This is a genomic window from Luteolibacter pohnpeiensis (assembly GCF_016595435.1).
GTDB lineage: Bacteria > Verrucomicrobiota > Verrucomicrobiia > Verrucomicrobiales > Akkermansiaceae > Luteolibacter > Luteolibacter pohnpeiensis.
On the sequence record NZ_JAENIJ010000013.1, the window covers coordinates 57,851 to 74,698 of the forward strand.

The following is a 16,848-nucleotide window of genomic DNA, read 5'->3' on the forward strand; positions in this document are numbered from 1 at the left end:
ACACCATTCCGGAGGAATTGAACTCGATCCCGGCATGATGAGTTCTTATCTTATCAAAACCTCAAGAGTCGGTTTTTATCACTAATCCGACCGGGTAGTGATCGGATAGCTCGCGCGGAGCATCAATGATGAATGCATCTGTTTTGGGAATGCCTTGGGTAAAAATATAATCAAAGGTCGTTGGTTCGAATTTGCTGTCGGGTTCGCTGCGCCAGGTGAGGCGCTTTTCCCGTGGCGTGTTGGCCCAAGTGTTGGTGTAACCGCCCTTCGTCATGAGATCGACCACATGGCAGAGTGGAAATTGGCCGTCGTGATTCGTGTTGAAATCTCCGGCGGCGATCCAGCCGAAGATTTTTTCTTTGGCAAATGCAGCTTTGATCACCTCGCGGTGAGCCAGCAATTGCTTCGTTTGCTCCGCCCGCATATCGGCGACGAGTTGGGCTCCGCCAGGTTTGTCGCTGCCGCCGTTGCTCTTGAGATGATTGCCGTAGACCATGATCAGGCCAGCTGGGGATTCGAGAGCGGCAAACGAAAATCCACGGGAAATGTTCGGAACATTCGCTTTCCAGGGCTCCCACCACGCTCCGTGGCAGGGGAGTTTGGAGGCGATTCCGATTTGTTGAGGGCGGAGTTCGCCTGTCGCTGGATCCGTGAAACTGCTGACAACATGGGTGGTTAGACCGGGAACTGCGGAGATTAATTCATTGAAAGCTGCCCAATCGTGAATTTCCTCGGCGACGAAGATGTCCGGGTTGAGCTTTTTCAATTCAGCTTGGCAGGCCTTCATGTGCTTGTCCGCCTCTTCAGCGGATGCGGTTGGGCGTAAACCGGGGAACCACTCAATGTTCCAGACGACGAATCGAAGATCAGCTGCAGCGGCTTGGTGAGACCAAAATGCCAGGATGAAAAGTGCTACGGAAAGCAAACGGCGGAAGGATTTCATGATAAGTTGGCCAAAATACCGAGCAGAGCTACAAACGAAACATGGAGCGCGGCGCATGCCATGCGTTTGTTTATTCCTCCGTGAAAGTCACGGTGGTTGGGAGGTTTTCAGCAAAATATTCCGACCAATGTTCGAGGAAGAATTTCTTTTCCTGGGTCAAGACCGTCGGTGACCGCCCGAGGATGGGGCGAAGCGATGTGGTCATTTGCAGCGTGACCAGGAGAAATACCGCACACCAGATGGTTAACGGAGCGCGCTGAGTTCCGCCATTGCTGAAGATGACTTGCTTGAGGAACTTGAAGGCAAAAAAGACAGCGATGATCCATGCTCCGATGCCGAGCGCGCCCATGAAGCCGAAGGAATTGGTGGATTCTGCGAAAATCCAGATGGCCGGGGAAAAGCCTAGCAACAGCAAGCCTGCAAGGGCGAGTGCGCCAGTCAGGCAAGCCGCAAGTTGCTGCGCTTGGATGCGCGAGCCGGCGAGTGTCGCGAAAATGTAGAGGCTGGGAAAGCAGATCGCGCCGGAAATGAGAAGGCCCGCAGCGATTTTCAAAGGGGCGGCCCAAAGCTGTTCGTGTTTGGCGAAGCAACCGAGAACGATGCCAAACAACAGAAGCGAAATCAGGCTGATCAGGGCAAATTTCGGAGTTGCTCCGTTTTTGGGATTGGCCAGGTGCTGGGCCAGTGCATGCGGGCGGCGCAGCAGGGCTTCGATCAAGGTGCGGATGTCGGCGTTTTCCGGCACGGGGGGCTCCAGCGGTGGGGGCTGGACGGGGATAGCGGGCTGCGGCAGGACCGGCTTGTGGATTTCCGGTGGTTTCGGATTAGTTGGCTCGTCGGGGTTCATAACGTTTGCGGTTGGAAGTCAAATGCTTGGAAACGGAAAAAAGCAGGGACGCGAAAATGGTTAGAATGACCAGAGTGGGGATCGGTTGGCCGTGGGTGATCCGGTCAAATGAGTGCCAGACGGACTGGTAGAAATTGCCGCGCATTGGATCGGATCGGAGGAAGGCGACCTCTAAATGCGGCGAACCGAAAAAAGGACGAAGTATCCACGAAAACTGAGCCCCGAGAAATCCATTTCCGGCGAGCCAGGCAACCAAGGTCGCGTTGGCGGCGAACCGACTGGCAGCTCTGGCCGCGAGCACTTGATGCAGCCGGATATTCGCCATGATTCCGGCGAAGGCGATCAGGCAGGTGTGCGTCAGCAGATACGCCGCATGGGCGGTGACCGCTCCCGGAGCATCAGGAGCGGGAGCATTGAGCGCCAACAAAAACGTGACTGGTGCAAGTGAGCCGAGGATGAGCGCGGCGACCGCAAACGCATTGAGCAGTGCCAGCAACGATTGCCGGAAGGCGAACCCGGCGCCCAATAGAATGCCGAAAAGTCCGTTGAGCAGACCGTTGCAGGCGAGCGTCAGAAAAATCAGCAGCGGCATTTTTACTGCCACGAACGCGCCCATCAGCGGCGACCGCCAGAAGCCTACGGAAAATCCGTAAAAGCTCATGCCGCCGATGGTGATGAGTGCCGCGACTGCAATTTCCTTTGCCGATGCGTCGTCCAAGGACTTGGCATCTGGCTGGAGGTAGTGGCGGGCAATCACGTCTGCATTAGGAATTCAAACGATGAATCCCTGATGCAGGTTGTGTGAGAATTTTGTGAAACCGTGGCTCAGTCGGTGGCCACGATGTTCAGGATCTTGTTCGGAATGTGGATGATCTTTCGGATCGTCTTGCCATCGGTGTATTCCTTCACCCGTGGGCATTCGAAGGCAACGGCCTTGACCGCTTCTTCGTCCGCGTCCTTGGGCATCGTGATCCGATCGCGCAACTTGCCGTTCACCTGAATGACCAATTCCACCTCATTGCGCACCAGCGCGGCGGGGTCGAATTCCGGCCAGCTGCTTTCGGAAAGCAGCGCGGTCGATTTTCCGATCCGGTCGCGGATTTCTTCCGTCAAATGCGGTGCGAACGGATTCAGCACGGCGAGGAATTGAGTGAACTCTTTCAACGGCACCACTTCCACTTGGGTGAAGGCATTGGTGCAGACCATCATTTGGGAGATCGCGGTGTTGAAGCTGAGTTTCTCGATGTCTTCGCCGACTTTCTTGATCGTTTCATGAACCACGCGCAGCAGTTCCTTGTCAGTGCATTCCACGTCCTGGACTTTGTCGGTGAGCTTCCATTCACCTTCGCCATCCTGCTCGAACGCGACGCGCCAAACCCGGGCAAGGAAGCGGGAAACGCCTTCCACGCCCTTCATCTGCCATGGCTTCACCTGTTCCAGCGGACCCATGAACATTTCATAAAGCCGCAGCGAATCCGCGCCATACTCGGAAACCACATCGTCCGGGTTCACCACGTTGCCGCGCGATTTGGACATCTTCTGATTGTCCTCACCGAGAATCAGCCCCTGGTTGACCAAGCGCTGGAATGGTTCGGGAGTGCGGACGTGGCCGAGATCGAACAAGACCTTGTGCCAGAAGCGGGCGTAGAGCAGGTGAAGTACGGCGTGTTCCGTACCACCGACGTAGAGATCGACCATTCCAGGTTTGTCATCGCTCCAGTATTCCTCCGCTTCCTTGGAGATAAAGCGCTCGGAATTACCAGGATCGCAGTAGCGCAGGTAATACCAGCAGGAGCCGGCCCATTGCGGCATGGTGTTGGTTTCGCGCAGCGATCCATCGGGCAGTTCCACCCAGTCGCGCGCTTTGCTCAACATCGGATCAGGCGTTCCGGTCGGAGTGTAGTCCTCCAATTCCGGAGCCAACAACGGCAACTCGGCATCCGGCAAAGGATGATGCTCGCCGTCCTTCCAAGTGATCGGAAACGGCTCGCCCCAGTAGCGTTGGCGGGAGAACAACCAGTCGCGCAGCTTGTATTGAACGCGGCGCTTGCCTTTGCCTTCTGCCTCCAACCAGTCGATCATTTTGGCTTTCGCTTCGGCTGTTGGAAGGCCATCCAGGAAACCTGAGTTGATGGCGAAGCCATGTTCGCAATAAGGGAGCGCGGGCGTCCCGCCCGACTTGGAAGACTGTGGCACAGGCGTCCCGCCTGTGGTCTGCCTCACATAAACACTCGACTTGCTTGCATCGATTCGTGCCTTCGATGGGTTCTCTTCGATATAAGCAATCAGTGTCTCGAGCTGAGCCTGCGAGCGCACGATCCGATCATACGACTCATCCTGCCAAACAGATCCCGTTTTCCCAAGTGCGTGGTTGATTTCCTTGGCGCTGAAACTTTTCCAGGAATGCGTGATTTTCGACAGATCTTCTCCCGGGAAAATCCGAATGATCACATGCACATGATTTGGCATCACGGCGGATGCGATCAGCTCATAGCGCTCGCCATCAAAATGCAGCAATGCGCCATCCACAATTCTGCGGATGCTGGGTTCACTCAAAATGCATTCGCCCTCGCCGGCATCGAGCCATCGTTCGATTTTTCCGCCGAAGCGTGAGTGGAATTCCTCCTCAAGTTCCGGCGAATGCGGTTCTGGATGTGCGGCGATCCAGGTGGCCTTCTGCTCTTGGAGTTCGTTCAATTTTCCCATCGGCAGGCTATCCGCCAAACGCCAGGTGATGAAATGGTAACGACCTTCTTGTTGCCAATGGGGGAGGTTGCGGCGTGTTTTTACAACTTCGCCACCATTGGAGATGGTAGGAAATTCGGCGTCTGTCACCACAGGCGGGACGCCTGTGCCACATTCTTTTTCCTTTCCAACCACTGCCTTGATCGGCAGCTCAAATCGCTCGGCGAATTCAAAATCCCGTTCATCGTGTGCGGGCACGGCCATGATGGCGCCGGTACCGTAGCCCATCATGACGTAATCTGCGATCCACACCGGGATGCTTTCGCCATTTACGGGATTGATTGCGTAAGCTCCGGTAAAGACGCCGGATTTGTCTTTGTTCAGGTCGCCGCGGTCCAAATCGGACTTGGAGGCACAGGCTTTTTGATAGGCTTCAACTGCCTCTTTTTGCTCAGCAGTGGTGATTTCCGGCACGAATGGATGCTCGGGCGCGAGCACCATGTAGGTCGCTCCGAACAAGGTATCGGGACGGGTGGTGAAAACGGTAACGGTGCGATCGCCGATGGTGAAATCGACCTCCGCGCCTTCGCTGCGGCCGATCCAGTTTTTCTGCAGCATCTTGATGCCGTCCGGCCAATCGAGCGTTTCCAGCTCATCGATCAAGCGTTGCGAATACTTGGTGATGCGGAACATCCATTGGCGCAACGGGCGACGCTCGACAGTGTGGCCTTTCGATTTCCACTCCTCGACTTCCTCGTTGGCCAAGACCGTGCCGAGATCGGGTGACCACCAAACAGGGGTGTCGGCGACGTAGGCCAGACGCACCGCGTCGATTTCAGCGCGGCTCCAGCCTTTCGCTTCCAGCTCGGAAACCGGCTTCGCCTGTTGCGCGTTTTCGTCGTAGTAGGACGAATACAGCTGCAGGAAAATCCACTGGGTCCAGCGCACGTATTCCGGATCGGTGGTGGCGATTTCGCGATCCCAATCGTAGCCGAAACCGAGCGCCTTCAACTGGCGGCGGAAATTTTCGATGTTGGCCGCCGTTGTGATCGCCGGATGCTGGCCGGTTTTGATCGCGTATTGCTCCGCAGGCAGACCGAACGAATCGTAGCCCATCGGGTGCAACACGTTGAATCCTTTCATCCGCTTGTAGCGGCCGATGATGTCGGTGGCGGTGTAGCCTTCCGGGTGTCCGACGTGGAGTCCGGCCCCGCTGGGGTAGGGGAACATATCCAGGACGTAATACTTCGGCTTGGAGGGATCGAACCCTTCGTCGCCCGGTCCCGGGGTGCGGAAGGTTTTTTCAGCATCCCAGTGGGCCTGCCATTTTGGCTCGAATTCGTCGAAGGGGAATGGTTTGCGGCGGTCGGACATGGTCGGAAAAGGAGGCGGGACTGTGGTGAGTGAAGGGGCGATTGAAAAGAAAAACCCCGCCGCGACGTGAAGCCGGGCGGGGTTGGGAAATACAGGCGCGGTTTTCAGTTCGGCTGGTGCAGCGTCAGGATCTTGTCGAGATGGGCTAGAAACTGGTCGGTTTTCGGATAGTCCGAAGCATAAAACCGACCGAATTCCTTGCCTTCGGAGTCGAGTAGAAGCACCGATGGAAATCCGTCGATTTTGTATTTTTCAACAACTGGCTGGTTGGCCTCGGTGAGTTCCGGATCGCTGTGCGGAAGGTCGATTTTGACCAAAACGAAGTTCTTCGAAGCTTCATTCAGAAACTCGTCTTTCGAAAAGACCTCCTTGTGCATCATGATGCAGGGCGGGCACCAGTCGGAGCCGGTGAACTCGACCAACACGGATTTATTCTCGGCTTTGGCCAGTTTGACCGCAGTGTCGATATTGGTTCCCCACTCGGCGTTGGAAGTCGCGACGCTTTGGTTTTCGGAGCAGGAAGTGGTGGTGACCGCAGCCATCCCGACGGTAAGGGCGGCGAGCCATGTGATCGCTTTCATGATGCCTTAAGCGAGCACACTCTTGGATTTATTCAAAAAAAATTCGTCTGGCTCGGCCGGACGCGGTAGCCAGTGCGCGTGAGTGCTCCACGAACCTTGATCATCGCCACCCGCAACGCGCATAAAACTGCGGAAATCCGTTCCATCGTCGGCGCGGATTTTGAAGTTCTGGATGTGACGCATTTTCCCGATTTGCCGGAAATCGAGGAAACCGGGACGACCTTTTTGGAAAACGCGACCCTGAAGGCAGAGGGGATCAGCAAGCACGCGACCGGCTGGGTGCTTTCGGACGATTCGGGACTGGAAGTCGATGCCTTGGGCGGCGCGCCTGGCGTTTGGTCATCCAGTTTTGGCGGAGAAGAGGGAAATCACGCGATGAACAACGCCAAACTGCTGGCGGAGATGGACGGAAAGGAGGATCGCAGCGCCAGATTTCGCTGCACCATGGTGTTGGCTAAAGATGGCAAGCTGCAGGCGAGTTTCACCGGAGCAGTTGAAGGGCGGATCATCGCAAAGCTGCGCGGCGATGGCGGATTTGGCTACGACCCGCTTTTCATCCCGGAGGGCTACGAGGAAACTTTTTCCGAACTTGGCGATTCGGTGAAAAACGCGCTGAGCCACCGGTCGATCGCGCTGACAAAAGCTTTGGAGTGGTTGAACTCTAAATTCTAAAAACTATTTGCTGAAATTAACAAAATTTTGTAAGTTCGGCGCCATGAAATCCGTGTCGCTTCCACTTTTTGCCACTCTCCTCATCGGGTTGGGGGCTGTTTCCTGTTCCAGTCAGGTCAAGGTCAAGCAGCCGGTGTCCTACCAGTTCGACAACGGCAAAACCGCCTTGTTGAAAGGCGGGATCGCTTACGCGCCGAGGAAAGCACCCGCAGCGGTGAAGCGTGCGATTGCTGCCGGGAATCGTTTGCAAAACAAGCCCTACAAATGGGGCGGCGGGCACGCAAAGTTCGAAGACAATGGCTACGATTGCTCCGGCACGGTTTCCTATGTGCTGCGCGAGTCTGGACTGCTGCGCGGTTCGCTGGTCTCCGGCAATTTCTTCGACTACGGCAAAAAAGGATACGGTGACTGGATCAATATCTACGTCCGCAAAGGCCACGTTTTCATGACCGTGGCAGGCCTGCGATTGGACACTGGCGGGCCTGGAGGTGAATCCGGACCACGCTGGAAACCGCAGACACGAGGCGGAAGCGGTCACGTCGTCCGTCACCCGTCCGGGCTCTGATTTTTTCAAAAACGGTCGATCATCGCCGTCAGCGAAGGGAAAATCGCATCGGCTTGTGAGAAATCCAGGCAAGCGGTCACCCGGTTCGGCACTGCCCAGACCGGCATGCCTGCGGCTTTGCCGGCCTTCAATCCATTGAGCGAATCTTCGATGACGAGGCAACTGGCCGGATCGAGCCCCAATCGTTTGGCTGCTTCCTGGTAGAGATCCGGCTCGGGTTTGATTTTTGCCGCGTCGCCACGGCACACCACGGTTTCGAACCGGTCGGTGAGACCGATTTTTTCCAGCCAGCCATCGACCCATTCATGGCCAGAACTGGAAACGACAGCTCGCCGGATGCCGCGTTGAGTCAGCTTGTTGAGCAAGTCGACCACTCCCGGCATCGGACCGGAACCTGCCAGATCCGCGCGGATTTCGACTTGTCGCTGAGCGTCCAGATCATGCCAGTCGAACGATTTTCCGGTGAGTTCCTCCAGATGGGTTTTCGGTGACCAGGTGTCGAAATCGGAGCCGATGCATCGGGTGTAGGTCTCGAGCGGAAGATTCTGACCGTGATTGCGAAAGGTCCGGTGCCAGGCGTCATAGATCGCCCATTCGGTATCCACCAACACGCCGTCGAAATCAAAAAGCACCGCAGAAATCTCCATGCCAGATCCGTGGCGCGGCTGGCCCGGATCGGCAAGTGTCGATTCCTGAACTTGCGTCTTTGAAAAATGGCGTTACGGATCGGTTCGATGTCACATCGCCTAAAAGCGTTGTTCTTGCTGTTTGTCTTCGGGATGATTTTACCCGCGGCAGGCTCGGCGCATCGTTTTTGCACCGTGACTGGCAAGATGGTGACCTCTGGCGATTGTCCCTGTGCCAAATGTCCGAAGTGCGCGAAGGATTCACAAAAACAGGACCGATCCGAATGCATGATCACGGTGAAGCCGGTCGCGGATTCGCTGGTGCAGCATCCGCTCCAGCTGCCGCCGCTGGCGGTTGCTGTGATTCCTGAGGTGGAGCTGCCGCAGCCCTACCGGCAGCAGACAGGACATCTGGTATTGAAATGGCTGCCCGATCCGGCCCCTCCTGATCCGCTGCCGATTTATCTACGGCACCAATGGTTGTTGATTTGAAAGGTTGAGGCAATCCGGCTTGTCTGGATTCCGTCCTCAAACCCGTGCTCGTGTTCACGCCCCGTGATGAGCATCTTTTCTTTCAGCGATCCCATTGATGTCCGATCTTTTTTCCAATCATCTATCTGACTTTTCCCCATCCGGCTTCACGCCGAGAGCCGGCGTGTTTCGTCGCATGACTTGGCTTTTGCCAGCGGGGATATTGCTGGGGTTTGTGCTGATCTTTCTGCTTTTGTTCCGCGACCAATTGCTGCCTTCCCCGGAGGTGAAAATCGCTCCGGCCTTGCTGCTGGAGGAAGCGCTGCAGAATACGAAATCGACTCCAGTTTCCGGCAAAATGCTATTTCAGGCATCCGGCTGGATTGAGCCGGATCCACTGCCGGTGAAGGCGACGGCATTGCAGGACGGCGTGATCGACGAGGTCCATGTGTTGGAAGGGCAGTCGGTCAAAAAGGGCGATTTGCTGGCAACGCTGGTGGCGATCGACACCCAATTGGAATGCGACACGGCCAAAGCGGAATTGCAGATGGCGGAGTCGAATTACCAGGCGCACTGCACCGGAACCTTGGTGCGGATTCAGGAGTTGGAGGCCGAGAAGGCCGGGCTGGTGGCGGATCAAGCGGATCTGGACGAGGCGCTCGATCAACTCAAACGGATCGAAACCACCTCAAGCGCCAACTACGGCGAAGGCCAGCGGGTGGCGGCGCGCCTCAACAAGACCCGCAAAGAGGCAGCGATCGGCGAACGCAAGGCGCGCATCGATGCCATCAGTGAGGATTTCAATCGGATCGCCTACGAAGCCACCGCGATGGAGGCGAAGGTGAATGCGGCAAAGGCGGCGCTCGCAAAAGCCGAGCTCGCCCACCAGCGGACGCGCATCCTTTCCCCGATCGATGGCCGGGTTCTTCGGCTGATGGCAGCGCCCGGGCAGAAAAAAATGCTGGGTATGGATGAGGTCGACAGCGCGACCATCGCCATCCTTTACCAACCGGAGCATCTGCAGGTCCGGGTGGATGTTCCGCTCGCCGATGCATCGGGCTTGAGTGTTGGCCAGATGGCGAACATCCGCTGCAACCTGCTGCCGGATCAAATTTTCCACGGCGAGGTCACACGCATCACGGGCGAGGCGGACTTGCAGCGCAACACACTTCAGGCAAAGGTCCGAATTGAGGCTCCAGACGACAAACTCCGGCCGGAAATGCTATGCCGTGTCGAATTCCTTGAAGCTGGATCACGTGAAACGAAAGCATCGTCCAACCTATCGATCTACATTCCCCGAGAGGCGCTCCAGCCGGACAACTCGGCCTGGATTTATGATCCTGCCAGTCAACGGGTGGAACGCCGCAGTGTAATCCCGGCGGATGAAACACGGGAGGGTTACCAACGTATTCGTGAGGGCATTCGCGCCGGCGAGCGCGTGGTTCTCAATCCGGAAAACCTGCGCAGTGGACAACGCGTTCATCCGACATCCGATCCCTCATGAGTCTTATTTCCTGCCGCGCGCTGAGCAAATCGTATCGCAAGGGGCCGAATCTGGTCACCCCGCTTTCCGCGCTTGATCTTGAGGTGCCGCAGGGTGAGTTCCTCGCCCTGATGGGCCCTTCGGGTTCAGGGAAAACCACGCTGTTGAACCTGATTGCCGGGATCGATTCACCGACCTCCGGCGAGTTGCTGATCAACGGACAGGATATTTCAAAGCTGTCCCGGCGAGAGTTGACCCGCTGGCGCGCGAGCAGCGTCGGCTACATTTTCCAGCTCTATCATTTGGTTCCGGTGCTGAGTGCTTTTGAGAATGTTGAGCTTCCGTTACTCCTCACGAAACTTTCCAGGCGGGACAGGCGCGCGAAAGTGAGCGCCGCATTGGAATTGGTCGACCTCGCGGATCGCGCGGATCACACACCTGCCGAACTTTCCGGCGGACAGGAACAGCGGGTTGCGATCGCCCGTTCTTTGGTGACCAATCCGGCTTTGCTCGTCGCGGATGAACCAACGGGAGATCTCGACCGTGAGTCCGCCAATCGGATTCTTGATCTGTTACGCAGTCTCACCCGCGATCATGGGAAAACCATCGTCATGGTCACACACGATCCGACTGCCGCCGCTGCTGCCGATCGAGTCCTGCATTTGGAAAAGGGTGTCTTGTTAGAAACTGCACCCGGTCCGCATCCCTAACCGATGATCCGACTTCTTTCACTCGCCTGGAAACAATTGATACGGTATCGTCTGCGGACGATTCTAACCGTTCTCGGCGTTGCCTCTGGCATGTTTTTGTTCATGGCGGTTGAGACCTTGCAGGATTCACTCGCCGAGGCGACCGAGCAAACTGCGGCAGATACGACACTCGTCGTATATCGGGAAAATCGGTTTTGTCCGAATACCAGCCGTCTGCCGGAATATTATGCCGATGAAATCCGCCAGATCCCGGGAGTTCGCGAAGTGATCCCCATTCAGATCGTGGTCAATAACTGCGGAGCGAGTCTCGATGTGATCACCTTTCGCGGGGTGCCCGATGGTTTGTTGCGGAAATTCGCTCCGGAAATCGAAGTGGTTTCCGGCGATATCAGCGAATGGGAACGGCGCGATGATGGAGCGTTGTTAGGCGAACAATTTGCACGCCGGCGCGGCCTTCATCCGGGAGATCGGTTTGATGCGGTTGGCGTCACGGTTCATGTCGCCGGTATTATCCAATCTCCCTTCGCTCAGGACAACAACGTCGCTTATGTGAAGCTGCCCTTCCTGCAACAGGCATCGCGAGCCGGTCTCGGGGTGGTCACGCAATTCAATGTCCGGGTGAATTCATCTGCGGATTTGAAGCCGGTAGCGGAAGCGATTGATCTGCGATTCAAGTCTGATCAGCAACCTACCAATACCCGGCCGGAAAAGGCATTTTTCGCAGAAACGGCGAGCCAGCTGATTGAACTGATCGGATTCACCCGCTGGCTGGCGCTGGGGGCGGTGCTGGCGGTGATCGCGCTGGTTGCGAATTCAATTTTGTTGGTCGTGCGCGGTAGAGTTAAAGAAAACGCCGTGCTCCGAACACTAGGCTATCCCGCGCGCGCGATCCTGTTTTTGGTCATGAGTGAAGGTGGGATGCTCGGCTTGTTAGGCGGTGTCCTCGGAACCGGCCTCGCCTGGACATTTCTTCGCTGGCAAAGTTTCACGCTCGGCAGTGAAGGGCACACCCTGGCCGTGATCCCGGAATTTCAGACAGCCGTGAACGCGATTGCGGCGGCTCTTTTGCTCGGAGTTGTGGCGTCCATCCTGCCGGCGCTGCAAGCCATCCAACAACCCATTGTAAAAAGTCTGCGCGGCTAAAACCGAAGTCGAAGATATCACCAATCGCCCGTTCGCTCATGTTACCCTTCACCTATGCCTTGCGGAACTTATTCCGCGACAAATCCCGCCTCGCGCAGACGGTGGGTGGCAGTGCGCTGGTGGTGTTGTTAGTCATGGCTGCTGCAGCATTGAATGTTGGGATGAAAGAAGTGCTTTCGGCATCCGGATCTCCCTTGAATGCGATTCTGATCGGGACTGGAAGTGAGGAAAGCATGCAACGCAGTGAGGTCTCCGAACAAACGGCCGGCATCGCCGCTTCCGCAGTAGCGGGAGTGGCTCATCCGCTTGGAACTCCGGCGGTGTCGACGGAAATTCACTACATGACCTTCCTGCAAACACCCGATGGCAAACGCGGGCAGGGGCTCTTCCGGGGTGTGTCACCACAGGCCATGGTGGTTCATCCTGAGGTTCGTTTGTTAGAAGGAACTTTTCCGCAAGCGGGCGAATTGATGGCCGGTGAACTCGCCTGGCGCAAGCTGGGGTTTGCGGATGCTTCGTCTCTGGCAGTCGGGAAGTCGGTGTTGTTAGATGGAGCCGAAATGAAGGTCTCCGGCGTTTTTGCCGCACCGGGAACCGTGATGGAATCGGAAATCTGGGCGACCTTGTCCGATCTCCGAACGCTCTCCCAACGTGACACGGTATCGTGTGTGGTTTTGCGAATGGAAACTCCGGATGATTTTTCAGAGGCGGATCTGTTCTCGAAGCAGCGGCTCGATTTGGAACTGACGGCGATGCGTGAGAGTGACTACTACGCTCACCTCTCGCAATTTTTTAAACCATTGCGGGTGATGACATGGATCACCGCAGGTCTTGTCGCCGCCGGCGCCTTGTTCGGTGGATTGAACACCCTTTATGCGGCATTTGCTTCGCGGATTCGGGAACTCGCGACCTTGCAGGCAATCGGCTTCACCAGATTTGCGATTCTAACAAGTCTGGTTCAGGAAAGCCTGCTTGCATGCCTGACCGGCACTCTCATTGCCTCGGTGGTTGCGTTGTTGTTTCTCGATGGAAAAACGATCCCGTTTTCGATCGGTGCGTTCACGATGTCCATTACCCCAGCCGTAACCTTTTCCGGACTTTTTACTGGCCTCGCTCTCGGTCTGCTCGGTGCGTTGCCTCCAGCCATTCGTTGTCTCAAACCCCAACTTCCCACCGCATTACGATCATCATGAAGACTCTACCGCTGATTTCACTTACTTCGTTATTCCTATTCACTTCCTGCGGGAAAAAACCATCTGTCGCGGTCACCCATGAACCGGCAATCTCGTTAGATGCTTATTTCACCGATTCCGCACCGCCGGATGCCCAGCCGATCCATTTGATTCGCGAAACTGCCAAGCCGGGCGATGCCGTGACCATTTCCGGCCGGGTGATGGGCCGCAAGTTTCCGTTTGTCGATGGCCGTGCGGCATTCGTTTTAGGCGATCCTGAAGTCATTACGGCCTGCAATGACATGCCGGATGATGAGTGTGAGACTCCGTGGGATGCTTGTTGCGAAACGAAAGAAGCCATCAGTAAGGCAACCGCAACCATCCAGATTTTGGGTGAGGACGGGCGGGTTTTGAAAACGTCCGTTAAAGGCAATCACGGCCTGAAAGAGCTCAGCAGTGTCACGCTAACCGGAACCTTGGATCAATCATCGACGCCGGAAGCTCTGGTGATCAACGCCTCATCGCTGCATGTTGCCAACTGATCGGCGTTCTATCAAAATGGGTGCCGTAGCACTCAACTACGGCACCCATCGTAAACATAAAACCGGAACGCTTCAGAATTTGAGCGACAGCTTCATCCAGAACACCCGGCCTGGTTCATTGACGCGGGTGGTGGTCGTGTAACCCACGACATCGGTGCCTGCGGTATTCACATGCTCGGCGTAGGTTTTGTCGAACAGGTTATCCACACCGGCAGCCAACGTTGTATTTTTTGTGACACGCCAATCCGCGTTCAACGAAAATACGCCGAAGCCGCCGGTAGCTCCCAGGTCTTGTCCTACGATTGTTCCTTGATCTTCCGCGTAGCGATTTTGAGCAGAAACGAGGCGCATGAGTCCGCCCACAGACCAGTTATCCCTCGCATAAGTGAGTCCGATTTTGCCTTCTAACGGAGGTTGCTGGGCCAGGGCCCGGTCATCGGTGCGATTTTTTCCCCAGACGTAGCTGATGCTGGTATCAGCCTTCCAGTATTTGAGAAATTCATAACTAACACCGGCTTCGCCACCCCAGGACCAAGCGTCGACGTTTCTGGTCACGGTGCCCGTGCTCATCGAATCGATCGGGTAATTGCTTTGGTAAAGGATGTAATCATCGACACGATTGATGAACCCGGAAGTCCACGCTGTGAGCGGTCCATCCTGATAATTCAGTCCCGCATCAAGCTGAACGGTTTTTTCGGGATCAGTATCAAAAGAGCTGATGCTGTTCGTGCTGGGGTTCGGGAAAAGTTCCCAATAGTCCGGCGCGCGTTCCGTATATCCGACTCCGATGTAAGCTTTCGCAGGGATGGCGGTTAGATCCTGTTCGTAGCGAATGAACCCGGATGGCATCACTTCCATCCGATCTTCACCAGCTGTTGGATTATCGACATAACTTCCCATCATCATGCTGCCAGACCAGATCGTTTCACGTTTGTCTTCGGCATTCCACCGGTCCGCGCGAGCTCCGGCGATGAGGCGGCTGTTCGGCGTGAGATCTTGTGAAAGTTCGGTGAAAATGCCGATGTCATTGATTTCTCCATCGGTCACCCAGCTCCCGCTGTCATAATTACGATGGCGCGAATCCCGGAAGTCCACACCCGCGGTGACGAGCGTGCCATCAGCGGGTTTAAGTTCGGTTAGAAATTTCCCGGACCACACCTGATGGTCGACTTCCGCTTCTCCCATCGACATCATGCCTGGCGTTCTCAAACGAAAATCATCCATGACGTGGTCCGCGTAATTGTATGCGAAGCGTGCTTCGATTTTTGATACCAAGTCCGACACATTCTTTTTCTGAAAGAAGAGTCCCAGGTTTTGATAATCGAGCTGAGTCGCGTCCATCGACTTTCCCGCATAGGCGGCTTCCCCTTCGCTGAGGCCTCCAGACAACTCCAGCACGGTGTCGCTATCCGGTGTCCAGCCAATCGCCGCGTGGGTGTTCCAACGATCGTAGTTGGAGTGAACCTTGTTGCCATCGCCGTCTTCATAATCATCGGACTGGGTATGGTTGTAGCCGAGTTTGAGATACACATCCGGTGTGCCGGTGGTGATCTCGATATCCTGATCGTTCCGCTGATAACTTCCATAGGTGGCGGATGCATCCACGGAAGTGCCGGTCGACTCCAACTGATAGGAACTGGTCTCGAATAGCACCACACCGGCCGAATTTCCGGGGCCATAAATCACGGTTTGCGGTCCTTTCAGAATTCTGACCTGATCAAATGCATTTGGAAAAATGTAAGCGGTCGGCGGGTCCATCCGATACGGGCAGCCGCCAAATAGCGTCTCGCCATTCAATAGGATGCCGATGCGGGAGCCTGACTGGCCGCGCAAGATTGGTTCGCCACCCGAGCCACCTTTTCGTGAAACGGAAAATCCGGGAACCAGTTTGAGCATGTCGGCGCCATCCTGAGCAGGGATCGGTTGCGCCGCATTGGAGGTATCGATAATCGTTTCGAGTGGAGATTCCGTCGATGCCGACGCTGTAACGATGATCGGCTCTAACGATTGCAACGTGCCATCAGTTGGAACGGCAGTGACTGCACCAGATGCGGTGGAAAATCCGGCAAGTGTAAGAGAAATGAAGAGGTGAGAATTACGGACAATGGACTTTGGTTTCATGGAAATGGGTAAAATCGAAATAGCTGGAACGACCTGTTATCAGGCGATCCGGGTAGAAAATGATTCATGTGAGTGATTGGATTTCTTCCGCCAAGATGATGGCAATCCTGCGGTGAAATGGACGCTTCTCCCAAACGATGGAGAAAGCGGAATGATACACGTTTCCGGAATCCACGGGTGGAGACGGAGTGCGACAAGCTAGCAAAGAATGATCATTAACATTCGTTAGAAGGCCTCACCACGAATGCAGTGGTGGCATCTTGCGAAGATTGAATTCTGACGCTTGGAGGGAACTTATGCCTGCAACTGCGGCGGGGGCAATGGAGGAGCAAGAGCTCCTAATCCATTCAGAAAATGAGGCGCAATGAATGTCGCCTGGCTGGCGATGATCGCAGTGGGAGCTTTCAGGAAATCTTGGCGCGGAAGATCAAAGTCCAATATCAGCTTGCTGAGTTTCTCGCTGTTAGGAACCGCTGGTTGGTCTTCCTTTTGATCCTGTTTGGCTGCTGCAATTTGCCGACAAAGCTGGCATGGGCGGCTGCCATCAAAGGTTTCGATCGTTCCCTGTAAAAATCCGGAATCTTTCGAATAAGCCGAGAGCATGCTTCCCCAAGCGTAAAGCTGCATCAATGCATACGGGCCGCCAAGCAACTGGAGGCAGGCGAACAGGCAAAACAGGAGTTGGAGAGGCTTCTTCAGATGGATGACAGCTTGGAAGCGCAAGGACGCGTGAAGAGTGGTCCGTGCCAGAGCCATTGCAAGGCCAAATTCGGCGCAACAGGAAGTGATCCCAATCGTAAATCGCTTGGTGCCCCCGCCAAGAATCGAACTTGGATCTAGAGTTTAGGAAACCCTCGTTCTATCCATTGAACTACGGGGGCTGGATTGCTGGGGAAATGGTTAGCGGGGGGCG

The 16,848-nt window shown here is 55.7% G+C and carries 16 protein-coding genes and 1 tRNA gene; 8 read left to right on the top strand and 9 right to left on the bottom strand.

The features are described 5' to 3' along the window. Positions 1-61 precede the first annotated feature (61 nt). The 5 genes from JIN85_RS09800 to JIN85_RS09830 all read right to left on the bottom strand — a co-directional run bounded on the left by JIN85_RS09800 (position 62) and on the right by JIN85_RS09830 (position 6,430). Positions 62-943, bottom strand: a complete 882-nt coding sequence (locus JIN85_RS09800; protein ID WP_200270138.1) for an endonuclease/exonuclease/phosphatase family protein — start codon at positions 941-943, stop codon at positions 62-64. 70 nt (positions 944-1,013) lie between these two features. After that, complete coding sequence (locus tag JIN85_RS09805; RefSeq protein WP_200270141.1) at positions 1,014-1,790, bottom strand: hypothetical protein; 777 nt, start codon at positions 1,788-1,790, stop codon at positions 1,014-1,016. After that, positions 1,768-2,547 carry a hypothetical protein gene (locus tag JIN85_RS09810; protein ID WP_200270143.1) on the bottom strand — a complete coding sequence of 260 codons (780 nt, stop codon included), beginning with the start codon at positions 2,545-2,547 and terminating at the stop codon, positions 1,768-1,770. Before JIN85_RS09810 ends, JIN85_RS09805 begins: the two co-directional genes overlap by 23 nt. A 68-nt stretch (positions 2,548-2,615) precedes the next feature. Next, positions 2,616-5,849 (bottom strand): class I tRNA ligase family protein, encoded by a 3,234-nt coding sequence (locus JIN85_RS21945; protein ID WP_325108935.1) that lies wholly within the window; start codon positions 5,847-5,849, stop codon positions 2,616-2,618. A 104-nt stretch (positions 5,850-5,953) separates the two neighbouring features. Beyond that, positions 5,954-6,430 (bottom strand): thioredoxin family protein, encoded by a 477-nt coding sequence (locus JIN85_RS09830; protein WP_200270145.1) that lies wholly within the window; start codon positions 6,428-6,430, stop codon positions 5,954-5,956. A 78-nt stretch (positions 6,431-6,508) separates the two neighbouring features. Here JIN85_RS09830 and rdgB point away from each other — a divergent pair, with 78 nt between their 5' ends. Both rdgB and JIN85_RS09840 read left to right on the top strand, forming a co-directional pair. Further along, a complete protein-coding gene (rdgB, locus tag JIN85_RS09835) occupies positions 6,509-7,102 on the top strand; it encodes an RdgB/HAM1 family non-canonical purine NTP pyrophosphatase (RefSeq protein WP_325108938.1) in 594 nt (197 codons plus the stop codon). A gap of 43 nt (positions 7,103-7,145) precedes the next feature. Then, a complete protein-coding gene (locus JIN85_RS09840) occupies positions 7,146-7,667 on the top strand; it encodes a C40 family peptidase (protein ID WP_200270147.1) in 522 nt (173 codons plus the stop codon). 5 nt (positions 7,668-7,672) lie between these two features. Here JIN85_RS09840 and JIN85_RS09845 read toward each other — a convergent pair whose 3' ends face one another. Continuing rightward, entirely contained in the window at positions 7,673-8,314 is a 642-nt protein-coding gene (locus tag JIN85_RS09845) for an HAD family hydrolase (RefSeq protein ID WP_200270149.1), read from the bottom strand. Between the two features lie 66 nt (positions 8,315-8,380). Here JIN85_RS09845 and JIN85_RS09850 point away from each other — a divergent pair, with 66 nt between their 5' ends. The 6 genes from JIN85_RS09850 to JIN85_RS09875 all read left to right on the top strand — a co-directional run bounded on the left by JIN85_RS09850 (position 8,381) and on the right by JIN85_RS09875 (position 13,814). Then, on the top strand, positions 8,381-8,785 hold the full coding sequence (locus tag JIN85_RS09850) for a hypothetical protein (RefSeq protein ID WP_200270151.1): 405 nt from the start codon (positions 8,381-8,383) through the stop codon (positions 8,783-8,785). 97 nt (positions 8,786-8,882) lie between these two features. Beyond that, positions 8,883-10,268, top strand: coding sequence for an efflux RND transporter periplasmic adaptor subunit (locus tag JIN85_RS09855; protein ID WP_200270153.1), 1,386 nt, complete (start codon positions 8,883-8,885; stop codon positions 10,266-10,268). Further along, entirely contained in the window at positions 10,265-10,957 is a 693-nt protein-coding gene (locus JIN85_RS09860) for an ABC transporter ATP-binding protein (protein ID WP_200270155.1), read from the top strand. The genes JIN85_RS09855 and JIN85_RS09860 overlap by 4 nt, the downstream gene beginning before the upstream one ends. A gap of 3 nt (positions 10,958-10,960) precedes the next feature. Continuing rightward, a complete protein-coding gene (locus tag JIN85_RS09865) occupies positions 10,961-12,100 on the top strand; it encodes an ABC transporter permease (RefSeq protein WP_200270157.1) in 1,140 nt (379 codons plus the stop codon). Positions 12,101-12,138: 38 nt separating this feature from the next. Continuing rightward, positions 12,139-13,293 carry an ABC transporter permease gene (locus tag JIN85_RS09870; RefSeq protein ID WP_200270159.1) on the top strand — a complete coding sequence of 385 codons (1,155 nt, stop codon included), beginning with the start codon at positions 12,139-12,141 and terminating at the stop codon, positions 13,291-13,293. After that, positions 13,290-13,814 carry a hypothetical protein gene (locus tag JIN85_RS09875; protein WP_200270161.1) on the top strand — a complete coding sequence of 175 codons (525 nt, stop codon included), beginning with the start codon at positions 13,290-13,292 and terminating at the stop codon, positions 13,812-13,814. Before JIN85_RS09870 ends, JIN85_RS09875 begins: the two co-directional genes overlap by 4 nt. 72 nt (positions 13,815-13,886) lie before the next feature. Here JIN85_RS09875 and JIN85_RS09880 read toward each other — a convergent pair whose 3' ends face one another. The 3 genes from JIN85_RS09880 to JIN85_RS09890 all read right to left on the bottom strand — a co-directional run bounded on the left by JIN85_RS09880 (position 13,887) and on the right by JIN85_RS09890 (position 16,816). Further along, complete coding sequence (locus JIN85_RS09880; protein ID WP_200270162.1) at positions 13,887-15,935, bottom strand: TonB-dependent copper receptor; 2,049 nt, start codon at positions 15,933-15,935, stop codon at positions 13,887-13,889. 294 nt (positions 15,936-16,229) lie between these two features. Then, complete coding sequence (locus tag JIN85_RS09885; RefSeq protein ID WP_200270165.1) at positions 16,230-16,691, bottom strand: hypothetical protein; 462 nt, start codon at positions 16,689-16,691, stop codon at positions 16,230-16,232. A 50-nt stretch (positions 16,692-16,741) separates the two neighbouring features. After that, positions 16,742-16,816 (bottom strand) — tRNA-Arg (locus JIN85_RS09890). Positions 16,817-16,848 lie beyond the last annotated feature (32 nt).

Coding starts and splice junctions, on each gene's coding strand:
- JIN85_RS09800 (WP_200270138.1), bottom strand. CDS start 943: ATGAAATCCTTCCGCCGTTTGCTTTCCGTAGCACTTTTCATCCTGGCA.
- JIN85_RS09805 (WP_200270141.1), bottom strand. CDS start 1,790: ATGAACCCCGACGAGCCAACTAATCCGAAACCACCGGAAATCCACAAG.
- JIN85_RS21945 (WP_325108935.1), bottom strand. CDS start 5,849: ATGTCCGACCGCCGCAAACCATTCCCCTTCGACGAATTCGAGCCAAAA.
- JIN85_RS09830 (WP_200270145.1), bottom strand. CDS start 6,430: ATGAAAGCGATCACATGGCTCGCCGCCCTTACCGTCGGGATGGCTGCG.
- JIN85_RS09840 (WP_200270147.1), top strand. CDS start 7,146: ATGAAATCCGTGTCGCTTCCACTTTTTGCCACTCTCCTCATCGGGTTG.
- JIN85_RS09845 (WP_200270149.1), bottom strand. CDS start 8,314: ATGGAGATTTCTGCGGTGCTTTTTGATTTCGACGGCGTGTTGGTGGAT.
- JIN85_RS09850 (WP_200270151.1), top strand. CDS start 8,381: ATGGCGTTACGGATCGGTTCGATGTCACATCGCCTAAAAGCGTTGTTC.
- JIN85_RS09855 (WP_200270153.1), top strand. CDS start 8,883: ATGTCCGATCTTTTTTCCAATCATCTATCTGACTTTTCCCCATCCGGC.
- JIN85_RS09860 (WP_200270155.1), top strand. CDS start 10,265: ATGAGTCTTATTTCCTGCCGCGCGCTGAGCAAATCGTATCGCAAGGGG.
- JIN85_RS09865 (WP_200270157.1), top strand. CDS start 10,961: ATGATCCGACTTCTTTCACTCGCCTGGAAACAATTGATACGGTATCGT.
- JIN85_RS09870 (WP_200270159.1), top strand. CDS start 12,139: ATGTTACCCTTCACCTATGCCTTGCGGAACTTATTCCGCGACAAATCC.
- JIN85_RS09875 (WP_200270161.1), top strand. CDS start 13,290: ATGAAGACTCTACCGCTGATTTCACTTACTTCGTTATTCCTATTCACT.
- JIN85_RS09880 (WP_200270162.1), bottom strand. CDS start 15,935: ATGAAACCAAAGTCCATTGTCCGTAATTCTCACCTCTTCATTTCTCTT.
- JIN85_RS09885 (WP_200270165.1), bottom strand. CDS start 16,691: ATGGCTCTGGCACGGACCACTCTTCACGCGTCCTTGCGCTTCCAAGCT.